Below are 11,825 nucleotides of genomic sequence, written 5' to 3'. Positions count from 1 at the left end.
GGGCAAGCATAATCGCCCTCTGCTTTTCTGACCGATGCGCCCTGCTATGCCCCTGCCTTCCGCCCCCAAAAAATCCAAATCCCACAACGAGATTCTGATCAAGGGCATGACGATTGCGCTGATCGGCATCATCATTCTGGCGGCCCCGATTTTCAAGCCCGAGAGCGGCATAGGCCAGCTGTTTGCCCAGTCCTATCTGGTGGGCTGGTTTGCGCTGATTCTGGGTGCGGCCTTTATCGTGCAGTTTCTGCTGCGCCGCAAAAAAGGCTGAGCATGGCCCTCGTCGAGAGCCAGCCCGAGGCCCTGCTGCAGCCGCTGAGCCAGGCCCAGGCCCAAATTGCGCTGTGGACCGGGCGCGCCGCTGCGCTGCAGCTAAGCCTGCGCCCTCCGCCGCCCCAGCCCAGCAGCTGCTGCGGCCGTGGCTGCAACGGCTGTGTCTGGGAAGGTTTTTTTGATGCCCTGCAGTTCTGGTGCGAGGACGCGGAGCAAGCCGTCACCGAAGCTGCCGTAGCAGCGCTGCACGCCTGAAATTTGAAGCTAAACCAGCGCCAGTGGGCGTGCAGCATGCGCCTTGACTTCAAAATCAATAGCATCTGACTGCGACAGATACACCTCATTGACCAGTCTGAAGCGCCCGGTTCCGGCCTCCAGTCGCTGAGCCTGGGTAAACAGTTCCTGCGCCGCAGCGCTCGATTCGGCCACCAGGGCGGCGTTCTGGCTGGTCATGTCGTCGAGCTCCTGAACGGCATCGCTGATCTGTGCAATGCCCTGGTTCTGAGCCTGGGCCGCTTCGGTGATCGAGGCAATCAGGCCGCTGACCTTGTGCACATCGCGCACGATATGCTCCATGCGCTGGCCGGCCTGCAGCGCCAGCTCCGTGCCCGACTGCACCTGCTTCGAGGAGTGCAGCATGAGCTGGCGAATCTGCTTGGCAGCCTCGGCACTTTGCTGGGCCAGCTCTCGCACTTCGGCCGCCACCACGGCGAAGCCTCGGCCCTGCGCACCGGCGCGCGCAGCCTCCACGGCGGCATTGAGCGCCAGGATATTGGTCTGAAAAGCGATGCCATCGATCACGCTCACAATGGCTGCCACCTGCTGACTGCTTTGCGCCATATGCTGCATGCTGCGCACCACCTCCTGCACTGCCGAGCCACCGCTTTCCGCTGCCAGCGCCGCACTGCGGGCGCTTTGATCGGCATGCAAAGCGCTGTCGGCCGACTGGTTGACCAGCGTCACCATGCCTTCGATGCTGCCTACCGTGGACTTGAGTTGCTCTGCCGCATAGGCGGTGCGTGCCGATAGATCGCTGTTGTCCTGCGCCATCTGGCTCGATGCGGCGGCCACGGCCACCACCCCGCCCTGAACATCGCCCACCAGGCCGCGCAACTGCCGCGTCATCTGAGCCAGCGCCTGCATGAACTGCCCCATCTCATCCGTGCGCTCGCTGCGCGGCGCATAGGACAGATCGCCGGCGGCAATGTTCTGCGCCAGCGTCACGGCCTGCTGCAGCGGCGTGGTGATGGAACGAATGGTGGCCAGCGACAGCAGCGCCCCCAGCAAACCCATGAACAGGCCCACACCCACGGCCATGCGCTTGGCCAGCAGGCTCTGGGCGCGGCCTTGCTGTTCGGCATCCAGTCGCTGCTGCTGCTGCGCGGCGATAAAGCCGTCCTGCGCTTTCACATAGCGCGCCGCAGCTGGCACCAGTTGCTCATCCACCAGCTTCTGCGCTTCCCAGGCCTTGCCCAGATCGCGCGCCTGATAGGCCTGCTCATAGATGTCGAGCACGGCCTTGCGCTCCTTTTCCACCAGGGCCAGACCCTGCAGATCGGTGGCGCTGGTGGCGACGGCCTGCACCTGTTGCTGCAAACCGCTGGCCTGCGCCATCAAGGCCCGCGCTTTTTGAGAGAGATGGGCGATCAGATGCTCTTCGGAGGAAAGCACGCTGGCCAGCGCCGCCTCCACGCTTTGCAGGCTCAAACCCTGCCAGCGCAGGGCCAGGTTGATGCGCTGATCGGTGGACTGCACGGCGGTGCTGACTTTTTGCTCCACGCTTTGCAGATAGGCGAACAGTCCGCCCGCCACCCATACGCTGCACAGCAGCAGGCCCAGAAACAGCGCCCACATCTTACGGGCCACGGAAAGGTTTTGGAATGTCTTCAGAAACAGCATGCACTTATCGCTCATCAAACGCGGGCTGAAGTGACCGCCCGCCTTTGCTTACGATATGAAACAAGCATGTCACGCTGATGACATGGTGAAAAAACAAGAAAAAAACGCTTGCAACCCTTCAGTTGCAAGCGCTTTAAGCTATCAAAATGACTGCTTCAAAGCAGACTGGCCGGGTCCATATAGCGCTGGCGCCATTCTTCAAAGCTCAGCGTGTCCGCCGCTTCGATGAGCGCCTGGGCCGCCACCGATTCTTCGGCCAGTTTTTCAAAGCGGCTTTGCTGCTGCGCCGTCCAGGGCATGTGCAGCAGCGCATCGCGCGCCTTGGCCGACTGCGCGGTCATGAAGTCGATGAAGCGGTTGCCGTATTCGCTGCTCAGCTGCTGCAAGACCTGTGCCGAAGGCGTGATCTCGCTGCCGTTCACACGTGCCAGCGCCTGCTCCAGCGCGGCCGTGTAGTCGCTGCTGCTATTGGCGGCATCCAGGGCCTGGGCGTAGGGGAGGCATTGCTGCAACACCTCTTGCGCCCAGTCGATCAGCGACACCTGCTGGCCGCGGCGGTTAAGCATCAGACCGGGCTCGCGGCCCTGCTCTGCGGCCAGGTGCTGGTTGTGCTTGAGGTCGGCAATTTCCTGCGGCGTATCGGGCGGGCTGTCGGAGTGCAGGCAGTGCAGCAAAAACACATCGATCATGCGCATGGTGGCCGAGGCAATGCCCACGGTCTCATACGGGTCGATGTCCATCAAACGCACTTCCACATACTCCACGCCGCGCTCGCGCAAAGCGTGCAGCGGGCGCTCGCCGCTTTTGACGGTGCGCTTGGGGCGTATGGTGCCGTAGAACTCGTTTTCTATCTGCAGCAAGCCCGTGCCCAGCTGGTTGTAATCACCACCGGGATTGCGCACGCCCAGTTGCTCGTAGGCTGGATAGGGGCGGGTCAGTGCTTCGTGCAGCGAGTTGGCATAGCCTTCCAGGCCGTTGTAGCTTACGCAGATGCTGGACTGCGCATCGCTTTGATAGCCCAGCCGCCCCATGCGCAGCGAGGTGGCATAAGGCAGGTGCAGCGCATCCTTGCCGTCGCCCAGCGGCTGCAGCCGGTGCTCGCGCCCTTCCACAAAGCAGGGGCACAGCGCGGGCGAAGCACCATAGAGGAACAGCAGCACAAAAGCATGGCGACGGAAGTTGCGGATCAGCGCAAAGTACTCGTCGCTGCTGACGCCGGGCATGGACCAGTTGTAGTGAATGCCCGAAATCGTCTGCATGCGGCGGCCATAGCGGTGGCCCAGGCCCATGCGGTACACGCTCTTGGAGCGGCCCGAGTGCGAGCTGCCGTAGCGGCCCAGCGGAATCGTCTCGTCCGTGGGCAAGCGGCAAGGCATGCTGGCATTCCACAGCAACTCGCCGCTGTCGTTGAGGTTGCGCAGCACAAACTGGTGTACCTCGGTCAGCTCGTCCGTGCACTCCTGCACACCCAGACGCGCACCGGTAATCAGCTCCAGCTGGGATTCGCTGTAGTCGGTGGTGATGTGGGGATGGGTCAGGGCCGAGCCCAGAGGAGCGGGGTGCGGCGTCAGCGCCAGCGAGCCCGTGGGCAGCACCCGCAATCCCTCTTTCTCTATGCCACGACGAATGCCCAGCAGCCTGTCGGCGGCCGGCATGTTCATGGTGGTCTGCGATGTCTTCATTCTTGGTTTACCGTTTTGTTAGTGAAGACGCTGACGACAAACCCCGTCTGCCTGATCGCGCCCAGACGGCGAATGATAGAGAAACACGCTGCATTGCGATGTGCGCTAGCCGCTTAACCACGTCTGATGGCCTGTTGCGCCTAGCAAAATCGGGCAACAAAGCCAGCAAACTGTCAGGCTGGGCGGCTATCGAAATGTGAGGAAACGCCCACTTTCTCAGTACAAAAAGCCCGTACGGCAGGGCTTTTTGCGGCTGTGCTAGCGCTCAATGTCCGTGGGCTTTCATGGCCTTGCCCACCTCCACCTGACCCTGGACCGAGCCACCACCCGGCACCTGCTCGCCCTCGCGGGCCGTGACTTCGGCCAGACGCGCGGCCAACTCTTCGGGCACGCTCTCGCCTATGCCCAGGTAAAGGCCTTCGGTCATAGTGATGTGGGCGGCTTCAAAACCGCCAGCGCCGGCGCACAAAATAGTGCGGGTGGGCGCGCTTTCATGGGCCAGCACCAGCATGGCGGGCACCACGGCCTCGGGCTTCAAGGCTTCGAGCACGGGCTCGGGCAGCAGGCCGGCTGTCATGCGGGTGGCGGCCGTGGGTGCCAGGGCGTTGACGCGGATATTGTTCTTGGCGCCTTCGATGGCCAGGGTCTGCATCAGCCCCACTTGCGCCAGCTTGGCTGCGCCGTAGTTGGCCTGACCGAAGTTGCCGTACAGCCCCGTGGACGACGTCGTCATCACGATGCGGCCGTAGTTTTGCGCCTGCATATGCGGCCACACGGCCTTGCTGCAGTTGGCCGCGCCCATCAGGTGCACATCCACCACCAGGCGGAAATCGGCCATGTCCATCTTGGCAAAACTCTTGTCGCGCAAGATGCCGGCGTTGTTGACCAGGATGTCCACCCGGCCCCAGGCGTCCACCGTCTGCTGCACCATGGCTTGCACGGCCTCGAAGTCGGTCACCGAAGCTGCGCTGGCCATGGCCTCGCCGCCGGCGGCGCGAATCTCATCCACCACTTTTTGCGCTGCCGTGGCCGAGCTGCCCGAGCCGTCGAGAGCGCCGCCCAGATCATTGACCACCACCTTGGCTCCGCGCTGGGCCAGCGCCAGCGCATGCAGCCGACCCAGACCGCCGCCTGCGCCCGTCACGATGGCCACACGACCTTGAAAATCCATTGCCATGCTCTCCGCTCCTCTTTGAAATATTCGGACCAATCCACTCTAGCCAATTTAGAGGCGCATGCTGCAGTGCAGCGTTACCTAGGTGACTGCGCTGGGGTAAATCTGGAGCCATTCGCAGCAGGCGATATCAATTTGATTGCATCTGGCGCTGACCCTGATTGATCTTCAGGATTTATGAATTGATAAAAATAGATAGGACTTGAGCCATCCGCTCCTGTTTTTGATTAAATTCAGTCATCGCAGCCACGATGACTTGTTCATGCACTCGCTGGACAATCTTGTGAACAACTGCGCCTGCCGGCGGGATAAGTAGCTCAAGTATTTGATTACAAAGCATAAAGTTTTCACTGCTTAAATTTAAGGCAAACCAGGTCACATCGGGCTGCACTCCGGCTTCTGCCTTATCCCCGTTTTTGCGGCACAAGCATGTGGACAAGCCGCCGAAAGCCCCGCACAAGTCATGCAAAGCTTTGTTTTTGTTGAGATTTTCAAAAACCGCTTAAAAACAAGGCAGCGCTGACAGCCGGGGCACTGAGCCGGCAAGGCCTGCGGCCGCCGCAAACGCGATACAAACGGCGGTTTGCCGCAGCGCTTAAAGAAGCTCTCATGCCCTTTATCCGCACCGTCACCGCCTTGACTAGAGACAAACCACATGTCCAGCAGCCAGTCCCAACCAGACAACGCCTCCTTGTTCGCCCCCCCTTTCTATATTGCCAAGTGCGAGCCCAGCGGCCAGCAGGTCGATGCCTGGGCCGACCAGTCCTTGCTCGATTCGCTGGAAGGCGGCGGCGTGGACTGGCCCAGCTCCTGCCGCAACGGCACCTGCCGCACCTGTCTGGGCCAGATGGTCTCGGGCTCGGTGCGCTACGAAATCGAATGGCCGGGGCTGACAGCCGAGGAAAAGGCCGAAGGCTATGTGCTGCCCTGCTGCGCCTATCCGGACAGCGATGTGGTTCTCAAGGATCACGAATTCTGATCACCCCCTGCCCTGACTGATGCAGCGCGCTGGAATAGAATGGCTGCTTTCTGCAAGGCCTGTGCCAAGCCGAAAGCGGCCGGCGCCGCCCTCACGTTCTTTGGAAGTTCTGCCCTGAGCCCCCTGGTGGCCGGGGCAATGCCTCATTGCTGCGTGTCGTGCGCCAGCCGCTGACAGCCTATGCAGTGCATAAAGCTCAAGTCCAAGAAGGCAATCCATGAACAGCTCCCTCAAGCCCGTGCCCATCTCGCCGGTGGAAGAAATCGTGGCAGAAATGCGCGCCGGGCGCATGGTCGTGCTCGTTGATGAGGAAGACCGTGAGAACGAAGGCGACCTGGTTCTGGCATCCGACCATGTCACGCCCGAAGCCATCAACTTCATGGCCCGCTTTGGCCGCGGCCTGATCTGCCTGACGCTGACCCGCGAGCGCTGCGAATTTCTGAAGCTGCCGCCCATGGCCGCACGCAACGGCACGGTCTACAGCACGGCCTTCACCATCTCCATCGAAGCCGCCGAAGGCGTGACCACAGGCATCTCGGCCGCCGACCGCGCCCGCACCATTCAAGTGGCCGTGGACAAGAACAGCAAGCCCAGCGATCTGGTGCAGCCCGGCCATATCTTCCCGCTGCAGGCCGTCGATGGCGGCGTGCTGATGCGCGCCGGCCATACCGAAGCCGGTTGCGATTTGGCGGCGCTGGCCGGCTGCTCGCCCTCGTCCGTGATCTGCGAGATCATGAAAGACGACGGCACCATGGCCCGCCTGCCCGATCTGCAGCTGTTCTGTGCCGAGCACGGCATCAAGATCGGCACGATTGCCGATCTGATCGAGTACCGCAGCCGCAACGAATCCCTGCTGCAGAAAGTAGGCAACCGCAGCCTGCAGACCGCCCACGGCGAGTTCGCTGCCCACGCTTTCCGCGATATTCCCAGCGGCTCCGTGCACCTGGCTCTGGTTAAGGGCGAATGGCAGGCCGAAACCCCGGTGGCCGTGCGCGTGCACGAACCCCTGTCCGTGCTCGACGCCCTGGAAGTGGGCCGCAGCCAGCATTCCTGGAACCTGGACGAGAGCCTGAAATATATTGCCGACAAGGGCCAGGGCGTGGCCGTGCTGCTTAACTGCGGCGAATCCGGCGAGCAGCTGCTGGCCCAGTTTGACGGCAGCGCCCGTTCCGCCCAGGCGCCCGAACGCGGTCGCATGGACTTGCGCACCTACGGCGTCGGCGCCCAGATCCTGCGCGAGCTGGGCGTGACCCATATGCAGCTGATGGGCCAGCCCCGTCGCCTGCCCAGCATGGCCGGCTACGGCCTGGAAATCAGCGGTTACATCACCAAAGAATAAGCGAGACCCTAGATGCAAAACGCATACAAAGGCCAAGGCCAGAACCTCAACGGCGCCGAACTGAAGATCGGCATCGTGCAAGCACGCTTTAACGAAGGCATTACCAACACCCTGTACGCCGCCTGCCGCGAAGAGCTGCTGGCGCTGGGCGTGGCGGCCGACAACATCGACCACGTCACCGTTCCCGGCGCGCTGGAAGTTCCCGTGGCCTTGCAGGCCATGGCAGACACCGACCAGTACGACGCACTGGTGGCACTGGGCTGCATCATCCGTGGGGAGACATACCACTTTGAGCTGGTAGCCAATGAATCGGGCGCAGGCGTGACACGCCTGTCCCTGGACTATCGCCTGCCGATTGCCAACGCGATCATCACCACCGAAAACACCGAGCAAGCCATTGCCCGCCAGACCGAAAAGGGTCGCGACGCCGCCCGTGTGGCCGTGGAAATGGCGAACCTGCTCAACACCTTTGACCTATCATGAGCGACGAACAATCCAGCCACTCGGCCTCCAGCCGACCTCCCCGCCAGACCCGCACCGGCACCACCAGCACCGGCGCGCGCAAGGCAGGCTCCAAGTCCAACCGCAGCCGTGCCCGTGAGTTCGCCCTGCAAGGCCTGTACCAGCACATTGTTGGCCACAACGCCGTGCTCGACATCGACCGCTTCACCCGCGATCTGGCCGGTTTCCACAAGGCCGACTCGGCCCACTACGACGCGCTGCTGCGCGGCTGCGTGGAAGCCGAACAGGAACTCGATACGCTGATTGCACCCAAGTTGGACCGCACCATCAGCGAAATCTCTCCCATCGAACATGCGTGCATGTGGATTGGCGTGTATGAGTTCCAGCACTGCCCCGACGTGCCATGGCGCGTGGTGCTCAACGAGTGCATCGAGCTGGCCAAGGAATTTGGCGGCACCGACGGCCACAAGTATGTGAACGCCGTGCTCAACGGACTGGCTCCCCAGCTGCGCAGCAAGGAAGTCGAACACGACCGCGCCGGCAAGCCCAGCCGCGACGCAGAAGGCCAGACGGCCCAGGACGATCAGGCAGACCAAGCCCCCCAGGCCTGATAGCCTGCAGCAAGCCAAGGCCGTGTACCTTGGCTTGCTTTTTGAAGATTTCATAGCAGATAGCGCTTGAATCCACTGGGCCTCAAGCCAATCTGACTGCTCTTTCAAGCGCTCATCACGCTACCCGATTCTCAGGATTTGCCAGACATGCAGTTTTCGACCCGCGCCGAAAGAATTGATCCGTTTTACGTCATGGAAGTGGCCAAGGCGGCACAGGCAAAGGCGCAAGAGCTGGCAAACACCGACTCGCCCATGATCTTTCTGAACATTGGCGAGCCCGATTTCACCGCCCCGCCCCTGGTCCAGGAAGCGGCGGCCCGCGCCATCCACAACGGCACCACGCAATACACGCCGGCCCTGGGCCTGCCCGAGCTGCGCGAGCGCATCAGCGCCTGGTATGCGCAGCGCTTTGGCGTGGAAGTGCCGGCACGGCGCATCATCATCACCGCCGGGGCTTCAGCGGCGCTGCAGCTGGCCTGCCTGGCCACCATCAACGCGGGCGATGAAATCCTCATGCCCGACCCCAGCTACCCCTGCAACCGCCACTTTGTGAGCGCTGCCGAGGGTACGGCCGTGATGGTGCCCACCACGGCCGCCGAGCGCTACCAACTCAGCGCCGACAAGGTACAAGCCCACTGGGGCGACAAGACCCGCGGCGTGCTGCTGGCCTCGCCCTCCAACCCCACGGGCACCTCGATTGCCCCGGACGAGCTGGCCCGCATTCACGATGTGGTGCGCGCCAAGGGCGGCCTGACCATCATTGACGAGATCTATCTGGGCCTGTCGCATGACGAGGCTTTCGGCCACAGCGCTCTGGCGCTGGGCGAAGACATCATCTCCATCAACAGCTTCAGCAAATACTTCAACATGACGGGCTGGCGCCTGGGCTGGATGGTGGTGCCCGAGGCCATGGTGCCCGTGGTCGAACGCGTGGCGCAAAACCTCTTCATCTGCGCCAGCACCATTGCCCAGCACGCGGCCCTGGCCTGCTTCGAGCCCGAAAGCATTGCCGAATACGAACGCCGTCGCGCCGAGTTCAAGGCCAGACGCGACTATTTCATCCCGGCGCTGGAAGCCCTGGGCCTGCCCGTGCCCGTCAAGCCCGATGGCGCTTTCTACGCCTGGGCCGACTGCCGCGGCGCAGCCGACAAGCTGGGCGTCAAGGGCAGCTGGGACTTTGCCTATGCCTTGATGGACCGGGCCCATCTGGCGATTACGCCGGGCCGCGACTTCGGCAGCTATGAGACCGCCGACTTTGTGCGCTTTTCCACCGCCAACTCCATGGCACAGCTGCAAGAGGCCGTGGCACGCATGCAGCGCCTTCTGGCCTGAACCTGAGATGACGCAGAGCAAGCGCACAGCGCCTGAAACTGGCGAACACCGTGACAGAGATGCCGAGCAAGGGCCTAGGCCGGCCGCGCCGCCCCGCAGCGAAGGCATCGTCCCCCTCCCGCAAAGCGAGAGAGGGGGAAGCGACGCAGTCGCTCAAGGGGTGTTCACTTTTCCCGTTCGTATTTATTGGGAAGACACGGATGCCGGCGGCACCGTGTTCTACGTCAACTATCTGAAGTTTTTCGAGCGTGCCCGCACCGAGTGGCTGCGCTCCCTGGGCATTGCCCAGCAAACGCTGCGGGAACAAACCGGCGGCATCTTTGTCGTAACTTCTGCAGAGCTTGACTATCTGCGCCCGGCGCGGCTGGACGACCAACTGATTGTTACCGCCCGGCTGCAGAGCGCAGGCCGCGCTTCGCTCACAATACAGCAGCAAGCTTTGCTGACAAACCAAGACAATCCACGGGGTGAGCCCACGCTTTTGTGCGAGGCCGCCATCCGTATTGGGTGGGTGGATGGAACGACCATGCGCCCCACGAGAATTCCGAACCATATCCTGGAGCAACTTTCATGAACTCCCAAGACATGTCCATCCTCAGCCTCGTGATGCAGGCCAGCTGGGTGGTGCAACTGGTCATGCTGATTTTGGTGGCCGCCTCCATTGCCAGCTGGGCCACCATTTTCCGCAAGGCCCAGACCTTGAAGCGCGCCCGCTCGCTCAACGACAGCTTCGAACAGGACTTCTGGTCCGGCACCAGCTTGAACGATCTGTACTCTACCGCCACGCAAAACGCCAAGAGCGGCGGCCCCATGGAACGCATTTTTGCCAGCGGCATGCGCGAATACCAGAAACTACGCGAGCGCCGCATCGGCGACGTGGCCACGCTGATGGACGGCACGCGCCGCGCCATGCGCGCCAGCTTCCAGCGCGAGCTCGACGAAATCGAATCCGGCCTGTCGTTTCTGGGTACCGTGGGATCGGTCTCGCCTTATGTGGGTCTGTTCGGCACCGTCTGGGGCGTGATGCACGCCTTCACCGGCTTTGCCAATATGGAGCAGATCACCCTGGCCACCGTGGCCCCGGGCATTGCCGAAGCGCTGGTGGCCACCGCCATGGGCCTGTTTGCCGCCATTCCGGCCGTGACCGCCTACAACCGCTACGCCCACAACATCGACCGCCTGGCCAGCCAGGAAGAGACCTTCATCGAAGAGTTCTCCAACATCCTGCAACGTAATGTGGGCAGCACCAGCAGCCACAGTGCCTCCGGCCACTGATGGCCCAGCGCAAGGAATGAAGCCATGGCAGCTATGAGCTCACGCGGCGGCCGCAACCGCCGCACCGTCAACGAAATCAATATGGTGCCCTTCATCGACGTGATGCTGGTGCTGCTCATCATCTTCATGGTGACGGCGCCCATGCTCACGCCTGGCTCCATCAACGTGCCCTCGGCCGGCAAGTCCTCGCGCCCGCCCACCAAGAACATCGCCTATGTGCTGCTGGAAAAAAACGGCGAGATCAAGTTCAAGAGCGGCAGCGGCGAGCAGACGCTCAAGCTGGACGATCTCAAGACCGTTGCCCAATCCTGGCAAGCCGGCCAGAGCGAAGACAGCGCCATCCAGATTCAGGCAGACAAGACGCTGCCGTTTGAAGAAGTCATGAAGGCCCACTCGGAGCTATCCAAGGCCGGCGTCAAACGCATTGCCTTTGGCGTCGTCACCTCCAGCAACTGAAACAACACAGGAATTCGTCCGCCCGCTTTCATGCCCTGGCAGACACCTCATCACCATGCCTAACCAGCAAGATCGCGACCAGTTTGCACCGCCCCGCCCCAAGGGCCGGGCGCGCTCCTGGACGCTCGCCCTGGCCGCGCACGGGCTGCTGATAGGCGCCCTGCTGTGGACGGTGCGCCCCCTCAAGCAAATCGATGAAGCCATGGTGCAGGCCGAAGTCTGGAGCAGCTCGGCCCCGGCATCGGCGGCCGTCGCACCGACGCCACCTGTGCCCTCACCACCACCCGAGCCTTCTCCCGCGCCGGAACCCACGCCTTTGCCGCCGCCCCAGCCCGTTGTCGCC

At 62.5% G+C, this 11,825-nt stretch carries 14 protein-coding genes and 1 pseudogene; 11 read left to right on the top strand and 4 right to left on the bottom strand.

What is annotated here, in order from left to right:
- Positions 1-46: 46 nt before the first annotated feature.
- Positions 47-271: a hypothetical protein gene (locus ACNAZA_RS06965; protein WP_415795776.1), complete on the top strand. Its 225-nt coding sequence runs from the start codon at positions 47-49 to the stop codon at positions 269-271.
- A gap of 2 nt (positions 272-273) precedes the next feature.
- The gene (locus ACNAZA_RS06960; protein ID WP_415795774.1) at positions 274-528 is read left to right on the top strand and encodes an oxidoreductase-like domain-containing protein; all 255 of its coding nucleotides are present in this window, start codon (positions 274-276) and stop codon (positions 526-528) included.
- Between the two features lie 9 nt (positions 529-537).
- On the opposite strand, the gene ACNAZA_RS06955 is transcribed toward ACNAZA_RS06960, so the two are convergent.
- From ACNAZA_RS06955 to ACNAZA_RS06940, 4 genes are all read right to left on the bottom strand, one after another.
- The gene (locus tag ACNAZA_RS06955; protein WP_415795772.1) at positions 538-2,139 is read right to left on the bottom strand and encodes a methyl-accepting chemotaxis protein; all 1,602 of its coding nucleotides are present in this window, start codon (positions 2,137-2,139) and stop codon (positions 538-540) included.
- Positions 2,140-2,327: 188 nt separating this feature from the next.
- Positions 2,328-3,854 (bottom strand): glutamate--cysteine ligase, encoded by a 1,527-nt coding sequence (gene gshA, locus ACNAZA_RS06950; protein WP_415795771.1) that lies wholly within the window; start codon positions 3,852-3,854, stop codon positions 2,328-2,330.
- Between the two features lie 265 nt (positions 3,855-4,119).
- Positions 4,120-5,031, bottom strand: coding sequence for an SDR family NAD(P)-dependent oxidoreductase (locus ACNAZA_RS06945; RefSeq protein ID WP_415795769.1), 912 nt, complete (start codon positions 5,029-5,031; stop codon positions 4,120-4,122).
- Between the two features lie 172 nt (positions 5,032-5,203).
- Entirely contained in the window at positions 5,204-5,407 is a 204-nt protein-coding gene (locus ACNAZA_RS06940) for a hypothetical protein (RefSeq protein WP_415795768.1), read from the bottom strand.
- Positions 5,408-5,683: 276 nt separating this feature from the next.
- On the opposite strand from ACNAZA_RS06940, the gene ACNAZA_RS06935 reads away from it, so the two are divergent.
- From ACNAZA_RS06935 to ACNAZA_RS06895, 9 genes and pseudogenes are all read left to right on the top strand, one after another.
- On the top strand, positions 5,684-6,007 hold the full coding sequence (locus ACNAZA_RS06935) for a 2Fe-2S iron-sulfur cluster-binding protein (protein ID WP_120969607.1): 324 nt from the start codon (positions 5,684-5,686) through the stop codon (positions 6,005-6,007).
- Positions 6,008-6,224: 217 nt separating this feature from the next.
- Complete coding sequence (gene ribBA, locus ACNAZA_RS06930; RefSeq protein ID WP_415795767.1) at positions 6,225-7,346, top strand: bifunctional 3,4-dihydroxy-2-butanone-4-phosphate synthase/GTP cyclohydrolase II; 1,122 nt, start codon at positions 6,225-6,227, stop codon at positions 7,344-7,346.
- 12 nt (positions 7,347-7,358) lie between these two features.
- Entirely contained in the window at positions 7,359-7,829 is a 471-nt protein-coding gene (gene ribH, locus ACNAZA_RS06925; protein ID WP_415795766.1) for a 6,7-dimethyl-8-ribityllumazine synthase, read from the top strand.
- Positions 7,826-8,419 (top strand): transcription antitermination factor NusB, encoded by a 594-nt coding sequence (gene nusB, locus ACNAZA_RS06920; protein ID WP_415795765.1) that lies wholly within the window; start codon positions 7,826-7,828, stop codon positions 8,417-8,419. Before ribH ends, nusB begins: the two co-directional genes overlap by 4 nt.
- Before the next feature lie 147 nt (positions 8,420-8,566).
- A complete protein-coding gene (locus ACNAZA_RS06915; RefSeq protein WP_415795764.1) occupies positions 8,567-9,751 on the top strand; it encodes a pyridoxal phosphate-dependent aminotransferase in 1,185 nt (394 codons plus the stop codon).
- A gap of 160 nt (positions 9,752-9,911) precedes the next feature.
- Entirely contained in the window at positions 9,912-10,325 is a 414-nt protein-coding gene (gene ybgC / locus ACNAZA_RS06910; RefSeq protein ID WP_415796085.1) for a tol-pal system-associated acyl-CoA thioesterase, read from the top strand.
- A complete protein-coding gene (tolQ, locus tag ACNAZA_RS06905) occupies positions 10,322-11,026 on the top strand; it encodes a protein TolQ (protein WP_415795763.1) in 705 nt (234 codons plus the stop codon). Before ybgC ends, tolQ begins: the two co-directional genes overlap by 4 nt.
- Before the next feature lie 24 nt (positions 11,027-11,050).
- The gene (locus ACNAZA_RS06900; protein WP_120969628.1) at positions 11,051-11,482 is read left to right on the top strand and encodes an ExbD/TolR family protein; all 432 of its coding nucleotides are present in this window, start codon (positions 11,051-11,053) and stop codon (positions 11,480-11,482) included.
- Positions 11,483-11,537: 55 nt separating this feature from the next.
- Positions 11,538-11,825, top strand: a pseudogene (locus ACNAZA_RS06895) (cell envelope integrity protein TolA); the annotation flags it as partial.

Source organism: Comamonas aquatilis, from assembly GCF_965139575.1.
GTDB lineage: Bacteria > Pseudomonadota > Gammaproteobacteria > Burkholderiales > Burkholderiaceae_C > Comamonas > Comamonas aquatilis.
This window is presented reverse-complemented; position numbering and strand designations above follow the sequence as displayed.